The sequence below is a fragment of the Nocardioides sp. Root1257 genome (assembly GCF_001425175.1).
In the GTDB taxonomy this organism is placed as follows: domain Bacteria; phylum Actinomycetota; class Actinomycetes; order Propionibacteriales; family Nocardioidaceae; genus Nocardioides.
On record NZ_LMDV01000009.1, the window covers coordinates 935310 to 957654 of the forward strand.

General features: G+C 72.0%; 20 protein-coding genes. 11 read left to right on the forward strand and 9 right to left on the reverse strand.

Annotated features, from left to right (window positions below; translation table 11 throughout):
- Positions 1-19 precede the first annotated feature (19 nt).
- Entirely contained in the window at positions 20-2614 is a 2595-nt protein-coding gene (gene clpB / locus ASC77_RS18555) for an ATP-dependent chaperone ClpB (protein ID WP_056156336.1), read from the forward strand.
- Positions 2615-2626: 12 nt separating this feature from the next.
- Positions 2627-3649 carry a hypothetical protein gene (locus ASC77_RS26775; RefSeq protein WP_056156337.1) on the forward strand — a complete coding sequence of 341 codons (1023 nt, stop codon included), beginning with the start codon at positions 2627-2629 and terminating at the stop codon, positions 3647-3649.
- On the opposite strand, the gene ASC77_RS18565 is transcribed toward ASC77_RS26775, so the two are convergent.
- Complete coding sequence (locus ASC77_RS18565; protein ID WP_056156340.1) at positions 3615-4769, reverse strand: pyridoxal phosphate-dependent aminotransferase; 1155 nt, start codon at positions 4767-4769, stop codon at positions 3615-3617. The genes ASC77_RS26775 and ASC77_RS18565 overlap by 35 nt on opposite strands.
- Positions 4770-4802: 33 nt before the next feature.
- Here ASC77_RS18565 and pyrE point away from each other — a divergent pair, with 33 nt between their 5' ends.
- Complete coding sequence (gene pyrE / locus ASC77_RS18570; protein WP_200945024.1) at positions 4803-5327, forward strand: orotate phosphoribosyltransferase; 525 nt, start codon at positions 4803-4805, stop codon at positions 5325-5327.
- Here the strand turns inward: pyrE and ASC77_RS18575 are convergent.
- The gene (locus ASC77_RS18575) at positions 5313-6074 is read right to left on the reverse strand and encodes a DedA family protein (RefSeq protein ID WP_235547790.1); all 762 of its coding nucleotides are present in this window, start codon (positions 6072-6074) and stop codon (positions 5313-5315) included. The two genes, pyrE and ASC77_RS18575, sit on opposite strands and share 15 nt — an antisense overlap.
- Positions 6075-6133: 59 nt before the next feature.
- Between ASC77_RS18575 and ASC77_RS18580 the strand changes: the two genes are divergently transcribed.
- On the forward strand, positions 6134-6799 hold the full coding sequence (locus tag ASC77_RS18580) for a TrmH family RNA methyltransferase (protein ID WP_056156343.1): 666 nt from the start codon (positions 6134-6136) through the stop codon (positions 6797-6799).
- On the opposite strand, the gene ASC77_RS18585 is transcribed toward ASC77_RS18580, so the two are convergent.
- From ASC77_RS18585 to ASC77_RS18595, 3 genes are all read right to left on the reverse strand, one after another.
- Complete coding sequence (locus ASC77_RS18585) at positions 6796-7545, reverse strand: hypothetical protein (protein ID WP_056156344.1); 750 nt, start codon at positions 7543-7545, stop codon at positions 6796-6798. The genes ASC77_RS18580 and ASC77_RS18585 overlap by 4 nt on opposite strands.
- Positions 7546-7625: 80 nt before the next feature.
- Positions 7626-8120, reverse strand: a complete 495-nt coding sequence (locus ASC77_RS18590; RefSeq protein ID WP_056156346.1) for a SigE family RNA polymerase sigma factor — start codon at positions 8118-8120, stop codon at positions 7626-7628.
- Complete coding sequence (locus ASC77_RS18595) at positions 8117-8956, reverse strand: hypothetical protein (protein ID WP_056156348.1); 840 nt, start codon at positions 8954-8956, stop codon at positions 8117-8119. Before ASC77_RS18595 ends, ASC77_RS18590 begins: the two co-directional genes overlap by 4 nt.
- Positions 8957-9080: 124 nt before the next feature.
- Between ASC77_RS18595 and fbaA the strand changes: the two genes are divergently transcribed.
- The gene (fbaA, locus tag ASC77_RS18600) at positions 9081-10112 is read left to right on the forward strand and encodes a class II fructose-bisphosphate aldolase (RefSeq protein ID WP_056156350.1); all 1032 of its coding nucleotides are present in this window, start codon (positions 9081-9083) and stop codon (positions 10110-10112) included.
- Between the two features lie 63 nt (positions 10113-10175).
- Here fbaA and ASC77_RS18605 read toward each other — a convergent pair whose 3' ends face one another.
- Entirely contained in the window at positions 10176-11672 is a 1497-nt protein-coding gene (locus ASC77_RS18605; protein WP_235547793.1) for a DHA2 family efflux MFS transporter permease subunit, read from the reverse strand.
- A gap of 37 nt (positions 11673-11709) precedes the next feature.
- On the opposite strand from ASC77_RS18605, the gene ASC77_RS18610 reads away from it, so the two are divergent.
- Positions 11710-12141 (forward strand): DUF3151 domain-containing protein, encoded by a 432-nt coding sequence (locus ASC77_RS18610; RefSeq protein ID WP_056156354.1) that lies wholly within the window; start codon positions 11710-11712, stop codon positions 12139-12141.
- Between the two features lies 1 nt (position 12142).
- Here ASC77_RS18610 and ASC77_RS18615 read toward each other — a convergent pair whose 3' ends face one another.
- Complete coding sequence (locus tag ASC77_RS18615; RefSeq protein ID WP_056156356.1) at positions 12143-13036, reverse strand: LysR family transcriptional regulator; 894 nt, start codon at positions 13034-13036, stop codon at positions 12143-12145.
- 70 nt (positions 13037-13106) lie between these two features.
- Between ASC77_RS18615 and ASC77_RS18620 the strand changes: the two genes are divergently transcribed.
- Positions 13107-14060, forward strand: coding sequence for a YeiH family protein (locus ASC77_RS18620; RefSeq protein WP_056156357.1), 954 nt, complete (start codon positions 13107-13109; stop codon positions 14058-14060).
- Positions 14061-14225: 165 nt separating this feature from the next.
- Here the strand turns inward: ASC77_RS18620 and lysS are convergent, their stop codons facing one another.
- Complete coding sequence (gene lysS, locus ASC77_RS18625; protein ID WP_056156359.1) at positions 14226-15950, reverse strand: lysine--tRNA ligase; 1725 nt, start codon at positions 15948-15950, stop codon at positions 14226-14228.
- 247 nt (positions 15951-16197) lie between these two features.
- On the opposite strand from lysS, the gene ASC77_RS18630 reads away from it, so the two are divergent.
- Entirely contained in the window at positions 16198-17181 is a 984-nt protein-coding gene (locus tag ASC77_RS18630; protein WP_056156361.1) for a helix-turn-helix transcriptional regulator, read from the forward strand.
- A 12-nt stretch (positions 17182-17193) separates the two neighbouring features.
- On the opposite strand, the gene ASC77_RS18635 is transcribed toward ASC77_RS18630, so the two are convergent.
- The gene (locus tag ASC77_RS18635; protein ID WP_056156363.1) at positions 17194-18105 is read right to left on the reverse strand and encodes a diacylglycerol/lipid kinase family protein; all 912 of its coding nucleotides are present in this window, start codon (positions 18103-18105) and stop codon (positions 17194-17196) included.
- 112 nt (positions 18106-18217) lie between these two features.
- Here ASC77_RS18635 and ASC77_RS18640 point away from each other — a divergent pair, with 112 nt between their 5' ends.
- The 3 genes from ASC77_RS18640 (at position 18218) to purB (ending at position 22309) form a co-directional block, all read left to right on the forward strand.
- Positions 18218-19516 carry an adenylosuccinate synthase gene (locus ASC77_RS18640; protein ID WP_056156364.1) on the forward strand — a complete coding sequence of 433 codons (1299 nt, stop codon included), beginning with the start codon at positions 18218-18220 and terminating at the stop codon, positions 19514-19516.
- Positions 19516-20781: a phosphoribosylamine--glycine ligase gene (purD, locus tag ASC77_RS18645; protein ID WP_056156366.1), complete on the forward strand. Its 1266-nt coding sequence runs from the start codon at positions 19516-19518 to the stop codon at positions 20779-20781. The genes ASC77_RS18640 and purD overlap by 1 nt, the downstream gene beginning before the upstream one ends.
- Before the next feature lie 100 nt (positions 20782-20881).
- Positions 20882-22309, forward strand: coding sequence for an adenylosuccinate lyase (purB, locus tag ASC77_RS18650; RefSeq protein ID WP_056156368.1), 1428 nt, complete (start codon positions 20882-20884; stop codon positions 22307-22309).
- Positions 22310-22345: the final 36 nt, after the last annotated feature.

A 22345-nucleotide genomic window follows, 5' to 3' on the forward strand; every position in this document is an offset into this window, starting at 1 on the left:
TCACCCGCAGGGAGAAGCCATGAGCACCTTCGGAGCCGAGAAGTTCACGACTCGCAGTCGCGAGGCGATCGAGGCCGGACAGCTGGCCGCGACCACCGCCGGCAACACGCACGTCGAGCCGATCCACCTGCTGGTGGCGCTGCTGCGCCAGGAGGACGGCACCCCCCGCAGCCTGGTCACCAAGGCCGGCGTGGACGCGAAGGCGCTGACCGCGAAGGCCGAGGCGGCCCTCGGTGCGCTCCCGACCGCGAGCGGCGCGACCGTGCAGCAGCCGTCGGGCTCGGCGGCGCTGACCCGCGTGCTGGCCGCCGCGCTCGACCTCGCCAACGGCATGAAGGACGACTTCGTCGCCACCGAGCACCTGCTCATCGCGATCGCAGGCGTCGAGAGCAGCGCCCAGAAGGTGCTGCTCGACGCCGGCCTCGCCGAAGCCGGGCTGCGCGAGGGGCTGACCGCCGTCCGCGGCAACCGCCGGGTGACGAGCCAGGACGCGGAGTCGACGTACGAGGCGCTGGAGAAGTACTCCGTCGACCTCACCGAGGCGGCCGAGGACGGCCGGCTCGACCCGGTCATCGGCCGCGACTCCGAGATCCGTCGGGTCATCCAGGTCCTCTCGCGGCGTACGAAGAACAACCCGGTCCTGATCGGTGAGCCCGGCGTCGGCAAGACCGCCGTCGTCGAGGGTCTGGCGCAGCGCGTCGTCGAGGGCGACGTACCTGATTCGCTGAAGGGCCGTCGGGTGCTCAGCCTCGACCTGGCCGCGATGGTCGCGGGCGCGAAGTTCCGCGGCGAGTTCGAGGAGCGGCTCAAGGCCGTGCTCGAGGAGATCAAGGACGCCGGCGGGCAGATCATCACGTTCATCGACGAGCTGCACACGGTCGTGGGCGCGGGCGCCGGCGGCGACTCCGCGATGGACGCCGGCAACATGCTCAAGCCGATGCTGGCCCGCGGCGAGCTGCACATGATCGGCGCGACCACGCTCGACGAGTACCGCGAGCGGATCGAGAAGGACCCCGCACTGGAGCGGCGCTTCCAGCAGGTCTTCGTCGGCGAGCCGTCGGTCGAGGACAGCATCCAGATCCTGCGCGGCATCCAGGAGAAGTACGAGGCGCACCACGGCGTTCGCATCACCGACGCCGCGCTGGTGGCCGCCGCCACCCTCTCCGACCGCTACATCACCGGCCGCAACCTGCCCGACAAGGCGATCGACCTGATCGACGAGGCCGCGTCGCGGCTGCGGATGGAGATCGAGTCCTCGCCGGAGGAGATCGACCAGCTCCGCCGCCAGGTCGACCGGCTCAAGATGGAGCAGTTCGCGCTCGAGAAGGAGAGCGACGACGCGTCCAAGGACCGGCTCGACAAGCTGCGCGCCGACCTCGCCGACAAGGAGGAGTCGCTGCGCGCGCTCGAGTCCCGCTGGGACCAGGAGAAGTCCTCGCTCGAGGGTGAGGGCGAGCTGCGCCGGCGGCTGGACGCCGTCAAGGTGCAGGCCGATCGGATGATGCGCGAGGGCAAGCTCGACGAGGCCAGCGAGCTGCTCTACGGCAAGATCCCCGAGCTCGAGAAGGCGCTGGCCGCCGCCGCGGAGACCGACCACACCACCATCGACCCGCTGGTCGGCGACCAGGTCGGTGCCGAGCAGGTGGCCGAGGTCGTCGAGGCGTGGACGGGCATCCCCGTCGGCCGGATGCTCGAGGGCGAGACGGCCAAGCTCCTCAAGATGGAGGAGGTCATCGGCGAGCGCCTGATCGGGCAGCGCGGTGCCGTCGTGGCCGTCAGCGACGCCGTACGCCGTTCGCGCGCCGGGCTCTCGGACCCCAACCGGCCGACCGGGTCGTTCCTCTTCCTCGGTCCGACCGGCACCGGCAAGACCGAGCTGGCGAAGTCGCTCGCCGACTTCCTCTTCGACGACGAGCGCGCGATCGTGCGCATCGACATGAGCGAGTACTCCGAGAAGCACTCGGTGGCCCGGCTCGTCGGCGCCCCTCCGGGCTACGTCGGGTACGACGAGGGTGGCCAGCTCACCGAGGCGGTCCGGCGCCGTCCGTACTCGGTCGTGCTGCTCGACGAGGTCGAGAAGGCCCACCCCGAGGTCTTCGACATCCTGCTGCAGGTGCTCGACGACGGCCGGCTCACCGACGGCCAGGGCCGCACGGTCGACTTCCGCAACACGCTGATGATCCTGACCAGCAACCTGGGCTCGAACTTCCTGGTCGGCCCGGCGCTGGACGCCGATCGCAAGCGCGAGTCCGTGATGGCGACGGTGCGGGGGTCCTTCAAGCCGGAGTTCCTCAACCGGCTGGACGAGATCGTCATCTTCGACGCGCTCACCATCGACGAGCTCGCCCACATCGTCGACCTCCAGCTCGCGATGCTCGAGAAGCGGCTGGCCGTCCGTCGGATCACCATCGACGTCACCGACGAGGCCAAGCGCTGGCTCGCGGACACCGGCTACGACCCGGCGTACGGCGCCCGCCCGCTGCGCCGCCTGATCCAGAACGCGATCGGCGACCCGCTGGCGAAGCTGCTGATCGGGGGCCAGGTCGCGGACGGCGGCAGCGTCACCGTGGACCGGTCGCCCGACGGCGACGGCCTCGTGCTGACGTCGGCGTGATGAAATGACGCTGTGAGCGAGCCGACCCCGGAGCGACCCCGCCAGGTGACCATGGCGGGGTGGCTGATCATGGTCGGCTCCGCCTTCGCGGTCCTGCTCGTCGTGGACCGGCTGTCGGGGCTGCACTCGCTGGAGACCCAGGACGCGATCAACGACTTCGTCTCGACGCCTCCGGGCTCCGACCTGGGGGTGAGCGCCGACGCCGCCGTCACCGCGATCCGCACCCTCGGGATGGTGACGGCGGGCTGCGCCACGGCCGCAGGCATCCTGGGCTTCCAGGTGCTGCGCCGCAGCCGCAGCGCCCGCGCGGCCGTCACGGTGCTGGCGGTGCCGCTGTTCCTGGCCGGGATGGTCACCGGCGGCTTCATCACCTCGGTCGTGGCCGCCTCGGCCGCGATCCTCTGGCTCCAGCCGGCCCGGTCGTGGTTCGACGGCACGCCGCCGCCCGAGCGTCGTACGGCGCGGGCCACAGCGCCCGTCGTGGCACCGGTCGCCCCTCCAGCCAGCCCCTTCGCGCCGCCGGCCGCCCCGGTGGCCCCGGCGGCTCCGGTCGCGCCGGCCCCCGCCGCCGCACGGCCGCCGGCGGTGCTCTGGGCCTGCGTGCTCACCTGGGTGTGCACCGTCGTGGTGACGGTGGCGCTGGTGGCCAGCGCGATCGCCCTGGCGGTCTCGCCGGACCTGATGCTCGACGAGCTGCACCGGGAGAACCCCGAGCTGGCGCAGCAGGGGATCTCCGACGACCTGCTGATGGGGCTGACCTACGTGATGGTGGCCGGCCTCGTGGTCTGGTGCCTCTCGGCGGCGGGCCTGGCGGTGCTGGTCTTCCGCAGGGTCGACTGGGCCCGGATCGTCCTGGTGGTCTCTGCGTCCACCACCGCCGCGCTCTGCCTGATCGGTGCCGCGATGGGCGCGATCGTGCTGCTCCTCCCGCTCCTCGCCAGCGTCTGCTGCATCGCCCTGCTGCTGCGCTCCGACACCCGCCCGTGGTTCGCCCGCCCGGCTACGCCGACAGGTCCGCCTTCGCCAGGCGCGTGAGCCCCTCCTCGATGACCGCGGAGTCCTTGCAGAAGGCCCACCGGACGAGCTGCTGGCCGGCGTCGGAGTCGTAGAAGCCCTGGGTGGGGATGGCGACGACCCCGGCCCGCTCGGGGAGGGCGCGGCAGAAGGCGAGCCCGTCCGTCCATCCCAGCGCCGAGATGTCGGTGGTGGCGAAGTACGTGCCCTCCGGCACGAGCACGTCGAGGCCGACCTCGGCGAGGCCCCCGCACAGCAGGTCGCGGCGGACCTGGAGATCGGCGGCCAGGGTGGTGGGGAAGTCCGGCTCCTCGTCGAGGGCGAAGGCCACGGCCGGCTGCAGGGGTGACCCGGAGGTGAAGGTCAGCCACTGCTTCGCGGCCAGCACGGCGCCGACGAGCTCGGCCGGTCCGGTCGCCCAGCCGACCTTCCACCCGGTGAACGAGTAGGACTTCCCGGCGCTCGACAGGGACAGGGTCCGCTCGAACATCCCCGGCAGGGTCGCGATCGGCACGTGCTCGCGGCCGTCGTACACGAGGTGCTCGTAGACCTCGTCGGTGATCACGACCAGGTCGTGCTCGACCGCGATGTCGGCGACGGCCTGGAGCTCCTCGCGGGTCAGCACCGTGCCGGTCGGGTTGTGCGGCGAGTTGAGGAGCAGGAAGCGGCTGCGCGGGGTCACGGCGGCGCGGAGCTCGTTGACGTCCAGCCGGAAGGTGGGCGCCCGCAGCGTCACCGGACGGCGTACGCCGCCGGCCATCTGGATCATCGCCGTGTAGGAGTCGTAGTAGGGTTCGAGCACCACGACCTCGTCGCCGGGGTCCACCAGCCCGAGCAGGGCGGCGGCGATCGCCTCCGTGCAGCCGGTCGTGACGACCACCTGCGTGTCGGGGTCGAGATCGATCCCGTAGTGGCGCAGCTGGTGCCGGGCGATCGCCTGGCGCAGCGCCGGCGTGCCGGTGCCCGGCGCGTACTGGTTGAGCCCGCCCTCCAGGGCGCGCACGGCGCGGGCGATCACCTCCGGCGGTCCGTCGGCGTCCGGGAACCCCTGGCCGAGGTTGACCGACTGCGTGCGTACGGCGAGCGCGGACATCTCCGAGAAGATCGTAGGCGGGATCCCGTCCAGGCGGTGCGCGAGCATGCCGCCCAACCTAACGTCGATAGTGTTGCGTCCGTGGACGAGACGCTCGCAGCCGACATCGACGCCATCTGCCGACTGACCGGGGAGTTCACGCTCCGCTCGGGCCAGCAGGCGACGGAGTACTTCGACAAGTACCTGTTCGAGGCCGACCCCCAGCTGCTGCTGCGGGTCGCGCGCGAGATGGTCCGCCTGCTCCCCGACGACACCGACCTGCTCGGCGGCCTCGAGCTCGGCGGCGTGCCGATCGCCACGATGGTCAGCAGCCTGACCGGCCGGCCCGCGCTCTTCGTGCGCAAGAAGGCCAAGGAGTACGGCACCTGCAAGCTCGCCGAGGGCCCCGACGTGGCCGGTCGCCGCGTCACGCTGGTCGAGGACGTCATCACCACCGGTGGCGCCGTACGGGACGCGACGAACGCGCTGCGCGAGGCGGGCGCGATCGTGGAGGTCGTCGTCTGCGCGATCGACCGGAGCCCGGCGGGGGAGAACCCGCTCGCGGACGTCGGTCTCGAGGTGCGCCCGGTGCTCACCAAGGCACAGCTGGACCTAGCCCGCGGGTGACTCCTCGGGCAGGTCGGGCACGGTGACGTTGTCGGTGTGCCGCGCCGCGTCGCGCTCGGCGTGGTGGTGCCGGCGCCGCTTGATCGCCTCGAAGCCGATCGGGATGACCGTGAAGAGCAGGATCACGAAGATCGCGTAGTCGATGTTCTCGGAGAGGAACGGACCCACCCGGGGCACGTTGCCGAGGAAGTAGCCGAGCAGGGTGATCGAGACGACCCAGAGTGCGGCGCCGACCAGGCTCCAGGAGAAGAACTTGCGGCGGTCCATGCGCGTGACGCCGGCGACGACGGTGATGTAGGTCCGCACGAAGGGCACGAAGCGCCCGATCACGAGCGCCTTGCTGCCGTGCTTCTCGAAGAACGCCGACGTGTCGTCGAAGTACTTGCGCTTGAGGATCCGGCCGTCGCGGTTGTAGAGCGGCGGCCCGATCGCCCGGCCTATCTCGTAGCCGACGATGTTGCCGAGCAGGGCGGCGGTCGTCAGCAGGACGACCGCGACGACGAGCTCGACGAACGGGGTGCCGATCCCGAGCACGTGGATCTGGCCGCCGGCGATGAAGAGCCCCAGCGCGAAGAGCAGCGTGTCGCCGGGCAGGAACGGGAAGAACAGCCCGCACTCGATGAAGACGATGACCAGGCTCAGCCAGATCAGGCTCGAACCGAACTCGGAGAGGAGCCAGTCGGGGTCCATCCACTTGATCCCGAACAGCATCGGGTTCAGGTGGGGGGACGCGAGGAGCGCGGTCACGTACAAACGGTACCTGCCGAGTCCGAATGCCGTGGGATCGATCCCCTAACGTTTCCCAGATGGACGACCGCGCGCCGTACGACCCGATGCCGCACGGTCCCCCCGAGGTCGGGGTCGGCCCCTGGGAGGGGCCCTGGCCGGAGGGTGCGCAGTACGACGCGCAGCTGCTCGCCGAGGGGGACCGGCGCAACGTCGTCGACCGCTACCGGTACTGGACCGTGGCGGCGATCGTCGCCGACCTCGACACGCGGCGGCACGACTTCCACGTGGCGATCGAGAACTGGCAGCACGACTTCAACATCGGCACGATCGTGCGCTCCGCCAACGCGTTCCTGGCCGCCGAGGTGCACATCGTGGGCAAGCGGCGGTGGAACCGACGCGGTGCGATGGTCACCGACCGCTACCAGCACGTCCGGCACCACGCCGACGTCGCGGAGCTCGCGGCGTACCTCCACGAGCAGGGTGTCGTCCTGTACGGCGTCGACAACCTCCCCGGCTCGCTGCACCTGGAGACCACCGCGCTCCCGCGACAGGTCTGCTTCCTCTTCGGTCAGGAGGGCCCCGGGCTCTCCGACGGTGCCCGGGAGTCCTGCGACGCGACCTTCTCGATCGCCCAGTTCGGCTCGACCCGGTCGATCAACGCCTCCTCGGCCGCCGCGATCGCCCTGCACTCCTGGGTCCGCCAGCACGCCGACCTGTCCGGCGACGCCGCCTGGCGGGGCTAGTGATGTGTCTTGGACGAGCAGCCGAGGACGAAGGAGCGTCGGTCGAGCGGCACGGCTGACCGGAGCCAGGTGCGGGTGGAGACGTGGTGTGGGCAGATCCGGTGGTCCGCCCTGTCGATGTTCTTCGGGGTCGGCTTCTGGTGCACGACCACCGCGAACTCCAGCCGCCAGTCGTGCCGGTCCGCGCAGGTCGTCTGCACGTACTTCCGGCCCACGAAGCACCGAGCGAGCGCGTCGGGGAGGTTGCGGCCGGCCCGCGGGAGCACGTCCGGGAGGTCACCGAGTGCCCGGTCCTCCACGGCGGCGAGGTGGCAGCTGAACCAGCGCGCACCGGCGGCCTTCTCCGCGTCCGTCGGCTCGAACCAGAACCACGTGTACTGCGAGTACATGAGCTGCGCGGGCTTCGACCCGACCTTGGCCGAGAACGCCGCGCCGCACTGGGCGCCGACGTCCTTCCCGATCGCCTTCTCGGAGGAGCTCCAGGTCAGACCTGTCGTGAGCGTGCCCACCTCGATGACGACCGTCGTGTGGTCGGCGGCGCAGTCGATGGGCTCCTTCGGGACGCTGTGCTCGAAGCCGTCCTTGAGCGTGAGGTCGTAGCAGGAGCCGACGGCGGGCGCACCGGCCAGGGCGTCGGGGGTGGTGTCGTCGGCGTCCGCCGGCACGTGGGCCAGCCCGGCGACGAGGAGGAAGCCGGCGGCGAGGGTGGCGGCGCGGCGCAGGGCTGCCGCAGGGACGCGGGTCATGGTCTCTCCCGAGATCGTGGTCGATGGTGCGGCGCTCAACGTAGAGGCCGTCCCGCGACCCGCGCGGCGAAATTCGAGAACTAGTGGTGCTCCTCGCTCAGCGCGCCGCGGAGCGACTCGAGACCGCGGTGGCTGTGGGACTTCACCGTGCCCTGGCTGATCCGCAGCTCCTGCGCGGTCTCGGCCACCGAGAGTCCCAGCCAGTGCCGCAGCACCACGACCTTGCGCTGCATCGGCGGCAGCTCCTGGAGCGCGTCGAACAGCGCCGAACGGTCCTCGACGGGGAGCTCCTCGCGGCCCGGCCGCTCGACGTCGGGGAGGCCGGCCGACTCCCGCCGCCACGGGCGCCGGTGCTCGTCGACGTCGGCCCGGACGATGATCGTGCGGACGTAGGCCTCCTCCCGCCCGTCCCGGTTGACCCGTGGCCACGCGACGTACAGCTTCGTGAGCGCGGTCTGGGTCAGGTCGTCGGCGCGGTGCCAGTCGCCGCACACGGCGTACGCGATCCGGCGCAGGTGGGTGCGCCGGGCCTGGACGAACTCCACGAATCCCTCGTCCCGAGATGCACGGCTCATCGCAGCCCCTCTTCCGCGGCGTACTGCAAGCGGGCGTGGTTGAGGAGCTCGTCGAAGCTCGCCCCGACCACGTCGCGCGGCGGGGTGGTGATCACGTCGAGCTGGCCGTCGACCACCCGCCAGACCACGAAGAAGGACCGGTCGTCGCCGCCGACCGTCACCACGGCGGCTCCCGTCGGGGTGCCCGGCGCCGCGAAGTTGGCGCCGAGCCGCGGGTGGTCGGTGCGCTGCACGATGTCGGCGCCCCGGGCGGCGACGACCTGTCCGCCGGCATCCAGGCGCACGGTCTCGGGCCAGCCGTCCTCGCCGGGAGCCGCGTCGCCCGTCTGCGAGGCGACCCAGTCGGCGAAGCTCGCCCAGCCGTTGCTCGGCACCGCGGACGTGTAGCCGAAGCCCGTCGCCTTCCGTTCTGCGAGGACCCACATCCGCTGGCCCTGGTAGGTGAGGTCGAGGGCATCGGACAGCTTCGGCGGCGCGTTGCCGAAGGGATTGCGCAGCCGCTCGTGCACGACCACGCCGGCCCGGATCTGCAGCTCGCCGTCGAGGTAGCGGATCGGGGTGTCGTCCTCCCAGGTCGGCCCGGAGGCGGGGGCGGCCGACGACGGCGACGGGGTCGGCTCGTGGGCGATCTGGCTGCCCGTGCCGGGCGAGGAGCCCGAGGTGGCGACGGCGTACGACGCCCCGAGTGCGACGACGACGGCGCAGGCAGCCGCGGCCGCCGTTCCGCGGCGGCGCCTCAGTGCCCGCGATCCGGCGGCGAGCTGCTCCTCGAGCGGCGGGTGGGCAGGACCGTCGCCGAACGAGCGCTCGAGCCGGTCCCTGATGTCGGTGTCCATGTGATGGATACGCCGTCCGCGCCGGATTGGTTGTCACGTCAGGTGAACTGCCCGTCGGGCGACCGGCGGGTAGCCACTAGGGTCGGAGGGAGAGAAACGACGTCCGTCCGAGGAGCGCAGCCAGATGCCCATCGTCACCCCTGAGAAGTACGCCGAGATGCTGGACACCGCCAAGGCGAACGCGTTCGCCTTCCCGGCGATCAACGTGTCCTCCTCGCAGACCCTGAACGCCGCGCTCCAGGGCTTCGCCGACGCCGGCTCCGACGGCATCATCCAGGTCTCGACCGGCGGCGCCGAGTACCTGTCCGGGCCGACCGTCAAGGACATGGTCGCCGGCTCGGTCGCCTTCGCGGCGTACGCCGCCGAGGTCGCGAAGAACTACCCGGTCAACATCGCGCTGCACACCGACCACTGCCCCAAGGACAAGCTCGACGGGTTCGTCCGGCCGCTGCTGGCGATCTCCGAGGAGCGGGTGTCGCGCGGCGAGGCACCGCTCTTCCAGTCGCACATGTGGGACGGCTCGGCCGTGCCGCTCGACGAGAACCTGGTGATCGCCGAGGAGCTGCTCGACCGCTGCATCAAGGCGAAGGTGATCCTCGAGATCGAGGTCGGCGTCGTCGGCGGCGAGGAGGACGGCGTCGAGAACGCCATCAACGACAAGCTCTACTCGACGCCCGCCGACGCGATCGCGACGGCCAAGGCGCTCGGCTACGGCGACCGCGGCTACTACATGACCGCGCTGACCTTCGGCAACGTGCACGGCGTCTACAAGCCGGGTGGCGTGAAGCTGCGGCCCGAGGTGCTCAAGGAGGCCCAGGAGGCGGTCGTGGCCGAGTTCGGTCTCGACGCCGGCTCCAAGCCCTTCCACCTGGTCTTCCACGGCGGCTCGGGCTCGGCGCCCGAGGAGATCGCCGCCGCCGTCGACTACGGCGTGGTGAAGATGAACGTCGACACCGACACCCAGTACGCCTTCACCCGGCCGGTGGCCGCGCACATGTTCCAGAACTACGACGGGGTCCTCAAGGTCGACGGCGAGGTCGGCAACAAGAAGCAGTACGACCCGCGCGCGTGGGGCAAGGCTGGCGAGGCCGGCATGGCCGCCCGCGTCGTCGAGGCGTGCCAGAACCTGCGATCGGCGGGCGCGTCGATCGGCTAGTCCTCAGCGGACGTCATCCGGGCGGAGCAGGCGCCTGCTCCGCCCGTACGACGTCCCAGGGTCCTACTCGGTGACGGCGGCAACCGGCTGTGCCGCCGGCGCGAAGTGCTTCGGCCGCTCGTAGAACATGACCGCGACCAGCCCGACGGCGTAGACGAGCGCGGGCAGCAGCAGCGCGTGCTGCATCGCTTGGGAGAAGAGATCGGCCGCCGTCGGGTCGGCGATCTGGGCGGCACCCGCGTCGCCCTGCGCGGACGCGCCGGGCAGGTAGTGCGCCAGCATGCTGTCCATCAGCACCGCGATCGCTGCCGACCCGATCACCGCGCCGACCTGGCGGGTGGCGTTGTAGACACCTGAGCCGGCGCCGGCCAGCTGCATCGGGAGGTTGCGGGTCGCGGTGGCACCCGTGGGTGCCCAGATGAAGGCGTTGCCGATGCCGACCAGCACCTGGAAGACGCAGATCTCCCAGATCGGCGCGTCGGGCGTGAGCCGCCAGGTGAGGAGCAGCATGCCGAGCATGCTGATCGCGAACCCGAAGCCGAGGATGATCCGCGGGTGCACCCGGTCGGTCAGGTCGCCGACGGTCTTGGCCAGGAGGATCGACATCACCGCCATCGGGAAGAGCAGGAGCGCCGCGTGCGTGGGGTCGAACCCGCGCACTGCCTGGGCCCACAGCATCAGCGGGTAGCCGAACGACGCGGCGACGAAGCCCATCACGCTGATGGCGACCGTGGACACGGCGAAGTTGCGGTCACTGAAGAGGCTGAGTGGGACCAACGGCTCGCGTTTGTTGGCCCGCTGCCACAGGACGAAGACGACCAGCAGTGCGACGCCAGCGACGATCATCGCGATGATCCAGCCCGCCCAGTCCTGCTGGTGGCCCTCCTGGATGCCGAAGGCGAGCAGGAAGAGACCGACGCCGGAGAGCGCGACGCCCAGCCAGTCGAAGACGTGCTCGTGGGTCGACAGGCTCGGCACCAGGCGCCAGGCCAGCACGAAGCCGACGATGCCGATCGGCACGTTCACGAAGAAGATCCACTCCCAGCCGAGACCGTCGGTGAGGACGCCGCCCAGGATCGGCCCGACCACCATGGCGATGCCTGCGGTGGCACCCCACACGGCCATCGCCTTGCCGCGGGTCTGGGCCGGGAAGATGCGGGTGATGATCGCCATCGTCTGCGGCGTCATCAGCGACGCGCCGAGGCCCTGGACCACGCGCGCCAGGATCAGGGCGCCGACGGTGCTGGTGAGCCCGCACCACAGCGAGGCGAGCGTGAACACGGTCAGGCCGGCGAGATAGAGCCGCTTGGACCCGAACCGGTCGCCGAGGCGACCGGTGATCAGGATCGGCACGGCGTAGGCGAGGGTGTAGGCACTGGTCACCCACACCACGTCGTTGACCGACGCATCGAGGTCTTCGATGATCGTGGGCGTCGCCACGGTCACGATGGTCAGGTCGACCAGGATCATGAAGAAGCCGAGCACGAGCGCGAAGAGCGCGGGCCAGGGCTTCTTGCCGCCGACCAGATCGGTCGCAGCGGAGGGGCTCGTAGTGGTCACGGAAACACCTAACACCCGACCATGGACAATTGCTTCCATGACTTCGTTCAGTGGCAACGACCTGATGGCCGGCCCCCCGCCCACCCTGCTCCCCGAGGACCCGGCGGCCGCCGAGCTGGTGCCCGGCGCGGACGCGATGGACGTCGTGCGCCGGCACCCCGACTCGCCCGTCGCCTGGGCCACGCTCGCGACCCTGGCCGCGGACGCCGAGGACGACCCGGTGACGATCTACGCCTACGCGCGCGTGGGCTACCACCGCAGCCTCGACATGCTGCGCCGCAACGGCTGGAAGGGCCACGGTCCGGTGCCGTGGGAGCACGAGCCCAACCGGGGCTTCCTGACCTGCCTGGCGCTGCTCGCCCTGGCGGCGCGCGCGATCGGCGAGGACGCGGAGTGGGAGCGGTGCTCGGAGTTCCTGCGCGACTCCAGCCCGAGCGGCTTCACCGAGCTGCTCGGCGACGACGCCTGACCTAGCTCCGCGCCAGGCGCACCAGGTCCGCCGCCGGCCCGCTCGGCCGGCGCGCGGGCAGCCACACCGCCCGCAGCACGCGGGACAGGTCGAGCCCGTCGACCGGCACGACCACCAGCTGGCCGGTCGCGACCTCACCGGCGACGGCGAGCTCGCTGAGCACGGCGGCCGCCTCACCCGTCGCGGCGGCGACCTTCACCGCTGAGGTGCTGGCGAGCTCGAGGCGCGACGGCCCGAGCTCGAGGCCGGCCCGCCCGAGCGCGCGGACCAGGGTCTCCCGCGTGCCCGACCCGGCCTCGCGGAGCACCAGGTCGCCGGCGACCAGGTCGGTCGCGTCCAGCGGCGTACGCCGTCGCGCCCAGGCGTGGTCCGGGCCGACGACCACCACGAGTGCGTCCCGCGCGACGGTCGTCGACGCCACCGACCGGGGCACCGTCGGCGACTCGACGAAGCCCAGCGCGACCTCGCCGCGCTGGACCCGGTCGACCACGTCGAGCGAGTTGCCGACCTCGAGGCTGACGTGGAGGTCGGGGTGGGTACGGCGGAAGCGGGCCAGCCACTGCGGGGCGAGGTACTCGGCCACGGTCAGGCTCGCGGCCACCGCGAGGTGCGCCGCCCGCTGCTCGGCCAGCGACCGGGCGCCGATGCTCACCCGGTCGATCGCGGTGATCGCCTCGCGCGCCCAGGCGACGACCACCTCGCCCTCGGTGGTGAGCCGCGACCCGGCGGGCGTGCGGACCAGGAGGGTGAGGCCGAGCTGGCGCTCCAGCCGGCTCAGGGCACGGCTCGCGTTGGGCTGGGCGATCCCGACCTCGCGGGCGGCCGCGCCGAGCGATCCGGACTCCGCCACCCGGACGAGCAGGTCGAGGGCGGTGACATCTGGTCGGGCGCTCATGCGTTGATGATATGAGTCCCGACCCGATCGACGGCTACCGGCGCGCGCCGCGTCGTCCGAGGGTGGAGGCATGCTCCGCACCGGTCTCCTCCTCGCCGCCGCCGGCGGGCTCGCCGCCCTCGGCGTGCACGCGCTGGTGCCGGTGCTCAGCCCGACCCTGGTCGCGATCGTGCTCGGCATCGTCGTCGCGGGCTCCGGCCGGCTCGCACCGTCGGCGCGCCCGGGACTGCGGGTCGCGTCGCGACAGGTGCTCCGCGTCGGCGTCGCGCTGCTCGGGCTCCAGCTCCTGCTGCCCGAGATCGTGGCGCTGGGCTGGCCGCTGCTCGTCGTGATCGCCGCGGTCGTCCTGCTCGGCATCGCCGGGACGCTGGCGCTCGGCCGGCTGCTCGGCGTACCCCCGGAGCGCTCGCTGCTCGTCGCCTGCGGCTTCTCGATCTGCGGCGCGGCCGCGGTCGCCGCCGTGGAGGGGGTGCGGGAGTCCAAGGACGAGGACGTCGCCGCGGTGGTCTCGCTGGTGGTCGTCTTCGGCAGCGTCGTGATGCTGGCGCTGCCGCTCGGCGCGGTGGCGCTGGGCTTCGACCCGGTCGCGGCGGGAGCGTGGTCGGGGGCATCGATCCACGAGGTCGGCCAGGTCGTGGTGGCCGGCGGCCTGGTCGGGGGAGCGGCGCTCCAGGTCGCCGTCGCGGTCAAGCTCGGCCGGGTGCTGATGCTGGCGCCGGTGCTGGCGGTGCTCTCCCTCCGGAGCCGTCGTACGGCGGCGGTGCGGCCGCCGCTCGTCCCGGGCTTCGTCCTGGCCTTCGTGGCGTGCGCCGCGTCGCGGACGCTCCTGCCGCTGCCGGATGTGGTGCTGGACCTGGCCGGGTGGGTGCAGGCGGGCGCTCTGGCGATGGCGATGTTCGCGCTCGGCTGCGGGCTGGAGGTCGCCGCGCTCCGGCGTACCGGCGCCCCCGTGCTCGTCCTCGCCGGCGGCGCGACCCTGCTCGTGGCGCTGCTCGGGCTGCCGGCTGCGTTCGTGGCGGGGTGACGTGAAACGCGCCGCGGTGCGTCGGCGCGCCGTGCGGGTTTCACCGGCCAGCCGCCGAAACCCGCAGGCCTGTCAGCCGAGACCCGCACGACACGCCGTGGTGGGTCGGCGTGTCGCGCAGGTTTTGGCGGTCAGCCGGTGAAACCCGCAGACACGCCGCAGCGACTACGCCGGCGGGGTCAGCAGCCGGCGCACGGTGTCGGCACCCAGCGCCAGGAACAACGTGGGCAGCCGGGGGCCGCGGTCGGCGTCGACGAGCAGGTTGTAGAGCAGGCGGAAGAAGTCCTTCTGGTCCTGCTTCACCTGGTCGGTGGGGGCGTCCTCGAGGCCGAGCCCGCGGGCCAGCTTGGGCACGCCGTAGATCAGCGTCGTCGTGCCCTCGAGGTCGAGGTGGTCGGGCAGCCGGTCGAGCAGCTGACGCAGCCACAGCTCCTCGTCCTCGTTGAGCGCGGCCAACCGGGCGGCGTCGGGCGTCTCGCGGACCGTCGTGCGGTCCTCGACCGGCACGAAGTCCGACATCCAGGTCATCGCCTTGCCGAGGCGGGGCTCGAGCTGGGCGACCGACGCGTGCTCGTGGCCGACGTCGCCGACGATGCGGCTGATCAGCTCGGCGCTGCCGGCGGTCACGTCCGCCACCGACGAGAGCAACTTGAACGGCACCACGACCTCCGGCGTCGGCAGCCGCCCGGCGGACGTGGTCGACGACGCGCGCTCGAAGGCGAGCACCTGCGCGTCGCGCTTGTCGGGGTTGGCGGCCTTCTTGCCGAGCGCGTCCCACTCGTCGTACAGCCGCACGACCTCCGCGCCGAAGTCCACGTTGAAGGCCTGCTTGGGCGCACGCCGCACGTAGAGCCAGCGCAGGATCGGGGCCTCGAGGATCTTGAGGGCCTCGGCCGCGGTCGGCACGCCGCCGCGCGAGGACGACATCTTCACCTGGCCACCGGCGCCCACGAACGAGTAGCCGACGAACGACGGCGCCCGGCCGCCGTAGATCTTCACGAGCTCCTTGCCGACGGTGTACGACGAGCCGGGGCTCGCGTGGTCCACGCCGCCGGGCTCGAAGTCGACGCCCTCGAAGTGCCAGCGCATCGGCCAGTCGACCTTCCAGACCAGCTTGCCCTCGCTCTCGGTCGTCAGGTTGGTGACGCCGTCGTAGGAGCACGCGGTGCAGGTGTAGGAGAGGTCGGTGGTGTCCTCGTCGTACGCCGTGATGATCGTCGTGTCGCGGCCGCAGTCGCGGCAGTAGGGCTTGAAGGGGAAGCGGGCGAGGTCGTCGGTCGCGCCCTGCCCGGTCAGACCGTTCTCGTCGTCGTTGGCCACCGAGTCGGCCATCGCCGCGGCCTCCTGCTCGCTCTCCGGGGCGGCGGTCGCCGCCTTCGTGCGGTAGCGCGACATGACCTGCTCGATCTCGTCGCGGCGGCGTACGGCGGTGAGGATCTGTTCGCGGTAGGTGCCCGCGCGGTACATCTCGGTCTGGGAGACCTCGACCATCTCGACGCCCAGCTCACGCAGGGAGGCGACCAGCGGCTCCTTGTAGTGCTCGGCCCAGGAGTCGTGGCAGCCCCACGGGTCCGGTACGGCGGAGAGCGGTCGGCCGATGTGCTCGGACCAGGAGGGGTCGACCCCGGCCGGCACCTTGCGGAAGCGGTCGTAGTCGTCCCAGCTGTGCAGGTGGCGGGCCGCGAGGCCGCGCCGCTTGATCTCCTCGGCCACGAAGTGGACGGTCAGGAACTCGCGCAGGTTGCCGAGGTGGACGGGACCGGACGGACTCGCGCCGGAGGCGCAGGTGATCACGTGGTCGCCGAGGTCCTCGCCGTACTGCTGCTGCGCGTGCCGGATCGCGTCGTCGGCCGCGCGGGTGACCCAGTCGTGGGGCGGGGAGTCGGGCATGTCGCAAACGCTACCGGCCGCGCACGTGGTCCCCGCACGTGGCTGGTGCCGGGGCCACCGCCCAGTGGCGGCCCCGGCACCTCACGACGCGGACGTCCCCCGAGCACGACCGCATCCCCCGATGTGGGTCGTGCGCGGCTGGTCACGCCCCGAGAGCCCTCGCGGCCCGTCCACGCGTCGCCGGATCATGACATTGACCGTTCCGTGCCAGACCGAGCGAAGTGGCCTCTGGCACTAAGATGCCACCATGGTCCTGTCCGGCGACGTGCTCACCGTGCTCGGCCATCCCGCCGCGCTCGAGGCGGCCTACCAGCGGCTGCGCCCCCAGTCGGGGCGCCAGGTCGCCCGGGTCGCCGCCGCCCTGCTCCGCTCACCGGAGGAGCTCCTCGACGACCTGGCGCCGCTCGTCGAGATCGGTGCGGTCCGGGTCCGGGGCACCGTCCTCGAGGTGGCGACCCCGGTCGAGCTGCTGCGCGGCGTCGTCGAGGGCCAGGCCGTGGTCGCGGGCCGCACCCAGGCGCTGCTCGAGGGCGTCGGGCGGGCCATCGAGCTCCTCGCCGCCGAGCAGCGGCTCTCGGTGACCGGACGCGCCGGTGACAGCCAGCCGGTCGAGGGGGAGCTGTGGGTGGGCGGCGACGTCCTCGCCCGGGTGCGCGCCACCCTGCTCGGCACCACCGGCGACCTCGCCTGGTTGCGGCCCGACCAGTGGCGCGGACCGCGGGAGGACCGGATGATCGAGCTGGTCGCCGAGGTCGTCGCGCAGGGCCGCAGGTCCCGGGCGATCTACCCGGTCCGCGCGCTCCACGACGCCCCCGAGGTGCTCGCCGCCCGCCTCGGCGCCGGCGAGGAGATCCGGGTGCTGCCCGAGCTGCCGACCCGGCTGCTCGTGATCGGCGACACCCACGCCGTCGTGCCGGAGCCGCTCGGGCTTGCAGACCTGCCGCTGGCCGTGGTCCAGCAGCGAGGGCTCGTCCAGGCGATGGGCTCGTGGTTCGAGGAGCTGTGGGGTCGGGCCGCCGTACCGGCCCTCGACGCCGCGGAGCCGCGCCTGGACCTGCGCCAGTTCCTCCTCGAGCAGCTCGCCGCCGGCGCCCACGACGAGCAGATCGCGCGCAAGCTCGGCATCAGCCTGCGCACCGTCCGGCGCCGGGTCTCGGCCCTGATGACCGAGCTCGGTGCCGACTCCCGCTTCCAGGCGGGCGTCGAGGCAGGGCGCCGCGGCTGGCTGTAGGCCGGCGTCAGGTCAGGGCAGCAGCATCGAGTACGCCGACGGCTCCAACCGCCAGGTGCGCTGCCGCTCGGGTCCGTAGATCTCGCCGTCGGCGCTGCACCAGAACGGCCCTCCGGAGACCGACACCGTGGTCCCGCGCAGGTAGGTGACGTCGTCCCGCTCGTGGTGGGTCGCGGCCCCGAGGTGCGCGGCGTACATGAGCCGGGCGACCGGCCCGGTCGAGCGGGACACCATCACGTCGAAGCGGCCGTCGCGGGCGTCGGCCTCCGGCGTCAGCCGGGCGCCGCCGCCGACGGACGGTCCGTTGCCCACCGCTGCCATCAGGATCGGCTCGTCGAGGTCGACCACGACCTCGCCGTCGACCTCGATCCGGACCCGGATGATCGGCGGGTTCCACGCGGTGAGGGCGGCGCCGATCGGGTAGCCGATCTTGCCGAGGTTGACCTTGCCGACGCCGACCGACCCCAGCCGCTCCTTCCACCGGTGTCCGCGCCGGCTCGCGTTGGCGCCGGCGCCCACGTGCACGCTGTTGACGACGATCTCGCCCACCTCGTCGACGACCAGGTCCATCGAGCGCGGCTGTCCGTCGAGCACCAGCGCGGCGGCGTCCTCGATCTCGAGCGGCACCCCGACGCCGCGGGCGAAGTCGTTGCCGGTGCCCATCGGCAGCAGTCCGAGCACGGCGTCCTTGAGCTCGCGGCGCCGGTAGAGCGCGGCGATCACCGCGTGCAGGCTCCCGTCGCCGCCGGCGACGACGATGCGGCGCGACCCGGCGCGGTGCAGGACGCCGTCCAGCTCGCCCGGGTTGGACGTGGCGGCCACCTCGACCGAGGCCTGCGCCCGGAGCACGGCGAGGGCCGCGTCGAGACGCTCCTCGTCCGACGTGCCCGCCTCGGAGTTGGTGATGACGAGGAGTGGATCCACGAGGCGGACCCTAACCCGACGACTCCGGCGAGGTGATCACCCTTTGGTAGCGTGTGGCCGCAAGAGCTCCGGTGCACTTGTGCCGGAGCTGCTTCGTTTTCTGAGGAGGATCATGCCCGCGATCGCCATCATCGGAGCCCAGTGGGGCGACGAGGGGAAGGGCAAGGCGACCGACCTCCTCGGTAGCAAGGTCGACTACGTCGTGAAGTTCAACGGCGGCAACAACGCCGGGCACACCGTCGTCATCGGCCAGCCGGACGGGTCCAGCGAGAAGTACGCGCTGCACCTGCTGCCCAGCGGCATCCTGAGCCCCGGCGTCACGCCGGTGATCGGCAACGGTGTGGTCGTCGACCTGGCCGTGCTCTTCGAGGAGCTCGACGCGCTGGTCGCGCGTGGCGTGGACGTCAGCCTGCTCAAGGTGAGCGCCAACGCGCACGTGATCGCCGACTACAACCGCACGATCGACAAGATCACCGAGCGGTTCCTCGGCAGCCGCCGGATCGGCACCACCGGGCGCGGCATCGGCCCGACGTACGCCGACAAGATGAACCGGATCGGCATCCGGGTCCAGGACATCTTCGACGAGAAGATCCTGACCCAGAAGGTCGAGGGCGTCCTCGACCTCAAGAACCAGATCCTCACCAAGATCTACAACCGACGTGCGGCCACCGTCGAGCAGACCGTCGAGGAGCTGCTCGCGTACGCCGAGCGGCTGCGGCCGATGGTGTGCGACACCGGGCTGCTGCTCAACCAGGCGCTCGACCGTGGCGAGACCGTGCTGCTCGAGGCCGGCCAGGCCACGCTGCTCGACGTCGACCACGGCACCTACCCGTTCGTCACGTCGTCGTCCGCCACCTCCGGCGGCGCCTGCACGGGCTCCGGCATCCCGCCGATGCGGCTCAACCAGGTGATCGGGATCGTGAAGGCCTACACGACCCGCGTCGGCGAGGGCCCCTTCCCGACCGAGCTCGAGGACGAGTTCGGCGAGCACCTGCGCAAGATCGGCGCGGAGTACGGCACCACCACGGGCCGCCCGCGTCGCTGCGGCTGGTACGACGCGGTGATCGCGCGCTACGCGGCCCGCGTCAACGGGGTCACCGACTTCGTGCTCACCAAGCTCGACGTGCTCACCGGCCTGGAGAGGGTGCCGGTCTGCGTGGCGTACGACGTCGACGGCGTCCGCCACGACGAGATGCCCGTCAACCAGACCGACTTCCACCACGCGCAGCCGATCTACGAGTACCTCGACGGCTGGTGGGAGGACATCTCCGAGGCCCGCACGTTCGAGGACCTGCCGGTCAACGCCCAGCGGTACGTCGAGGCGGTCGAGGCGATGTCCGGCGCCCGGATCTCCGCGGTCGGCGTCGGCCCGTCGCGCGCCGCGACCGTGGTGCGCCACCAGCTGATCTGATGAAGGTCCTCGTCATCGGCACCGGCGGCCGCGAGCACGCGCTGGCGCTCGCGCTGTCCCTCGACCCCGCGGTCACCGAGGTGCACGCCGCACCCGGCAACCCCGGCATCGCGGAGGTCGCCACCCTGCACGACGTCGACCCGATGTCCGGGGCCTCCGTCGCCGACCTGGCCGTCGCGCTGGTCGTCGACCTGGTCGTCGTCGGTCCCGAGGCACCGCTGGTCGCGGGCGTGGCGGACGCGGTGCGCGAGCGCGGCGTCGCGGTCTTCGGCCCGTCGCGGGCGGCCGCGCAGCTCGAGGGCTCGAAGGCGTTCTCCAAGGAGGTCATGGCCGCCGCCGGCGTGCCGACCGCCGGCTCGCGCACCTGCACCACCACCGCCGAGGTGGAGGCCGCGCTCGACGCCTTCGGTGCGCCGTACGTCGTGAAGGACGACGCCCTCGCCGCGGGCAAGGGCGTGGTCGTGACCCGCGACCGCGACGAAGCAATTGCGCACGCGGTGGCGTGTGGCCGCGTCGTCATCGAGGAGTTCCTCGACGGACCCGAGGTCTCGGTCTTCGCGATCTGCGACGGCACCACGGCGTACGCGCTCCAGCCGGCGCAGGACTTCAAGCGGATCTACGACGGCGGCCGTGGCCCCAACACCGGCGGCATGGGCTCCTACACGCCGCTCACCTGGGCGCAGCCCGACCTGGCCGAGGTGACGCTCGAGCAGGTCGTGCGCCCGACGCTCGCCGAGATGGCCGACCGCGGGACGCCGTTCGTCGGGTGCCTGTACGTCGGCCTCGCGCTGACGGAGGCCGGTCCTCGCGTCATCGAGTTCAACGTCCGCTTCGGCGACCCCGACATCCAGCCGGTGCTGGCCGTGCTCGAGTCGCCGCTCGGCGTGCTGCTGGCGGCGGCGGCCGAGGGAAGGCTGGTCGACGTGCCGGCGCCGGTCTTCGGTGACGGAGCCGCCGTGACGGTGGTCCTGGCCTCGGCCGGCTACCCGGAGTCCTCCTCGAAGGGGGACGTCATCCGCGGGGTGGGCGCGGCGAACGGCGTCCACGACGTCGACGTGGTCCACGCCGGCACGGCCCTGTCGGGGGACTCGCTCGTCACCGCAGGCGGCCGCGTGGTCGCCGTACGGGCGCGCGGCTACGACGTCGACGACGCCCGGTCGCGGGCGTACGCCGCCGCCGACCTGATCACCTTCGACGGCCTGCAGCGCCGCACCGACATCGCGGCCGAGCCCCTCGGTGTGGTCGAGGGCGCCTCCGTCCGTTGAATCGAGACTTCTGACGCTTGAATCCAGAGTTTTCTCCGGATTCAAGCGTCACAACTCCCGACTCGACCGTCAGAACTCTCGACTCAACGGACGTGGGAGGATGAAGCACGTGACCGTGCCGAACATCCTCGCGACCCGCTACGCCTCCGCCGAGCTGCGGGAGATCTGGTCGCCGGAGCACAAGATCGTGCTCGAGCGGCAGCTGTGGATCGCGGTGCTGGAGGCCCAGCGCGACCTCGGCATCGACGTGCCGGACGGCGTCATCGAGGCCTACCGCGACGTCGTCGCCAAGGTCGACCTCGAGTCGATCGCGGCGCGCGAGCGGATCACCCGCCACGACGTCAAGGCGCGGATCGAGGAGTTCTCCGCGCTCGCCGGGCACGAGCACATCCACAAGGGCATGACGAGCCGCGACCTGACCGAGAACGTCGAGCAGCTCCAGGTCCGCCAGTCCCTGGCCCTGGTCCGCGACCGCGCCGTCGCCGCGCTGGGCCGCCTCGGCCGCCTGGCCGCCGAGCACGAGACCACCGTGATGGCCGGCCGCTCCCACAACGTCGCCGCGCAGGCGACCACGCTCGGCAAGCGGTTCGCGACCGTCGCCGACGAGATGCTGATCGCGCTCGACCGGATCGAGGGCCTGCTGGCCCGCTACCCGCTGCGCGGGATCAAGGGCCCGATGGGCACCGCGCAGGACATGCTCGACCTGCTCGACGGCGACGCCGCCAAGCTCGAGCAGCTCGAGGAGCGGGTCGCGGCGCACCTCGGCTTCGAGCACGTGCTCACCAGCGTCGGTCAGGTCTACCCGCGCTCGCTCGACTTCGACGTCGTCTCCTCGCTGGTCCAGCTGGTCGCCGGCCCCTCCAACCTCGCCACCACGATCCGCCTGATGGCCGGCAACGAGCTGGTCACCGAGGGGTTCAAGGAGGGCCAGGTCGGCTCGTCCGCCATGCCGCACAAGATGAACAGCCGCTCCGCCGAGCGGGTCAACGGCCTCTCCGTCGTGCTCCGCGGCCACCTCTCCATGATCGGTGAGCTCGCCGGCGACCAGTGGAACGAGGGCGACGTCTCCGACTCCGTCGTACGCCGGGTGGCGCTGCCGGACGCGTTCTTCGCCGCCGACGGGCTCTTCGAGACGTTCCTGACGGTGCTCGACGAGTTCGGCGCCTTCCCGGCCGTGATCCAGCGCGAGCTGGACCGCTACCTGCCGTTCCTCTCGACGACCAAGGTGCTGATGGCCGCGGTCCGCAACGGCGTGGGCCGCGAGGCCGCGCACGAGGCGATCAAGGAGGCGGCGGTCGGCACCGCCCTCGACATGCGCCAGGGCCAGGCCGACAACGACGTCTTCGCCCGCCTCGCCGCCGACGCCCGGCTCGGCCTCACCGAGGACCAGCTCGCGTCGCTGGTCGCCGAGCCGATCACGTTCACCGGCGCCGCCGTCGCCCAGGTCCAGACGGTCGTGCGCCGGGTCGCCGAGGTCGCCGCCCGGCACCCCGAGGCCGCGGCGTACTCGCCCGGCGGCATCCTCTAGGACTGCAACGCCAGGGCGACTGCCGGACATGAGCGT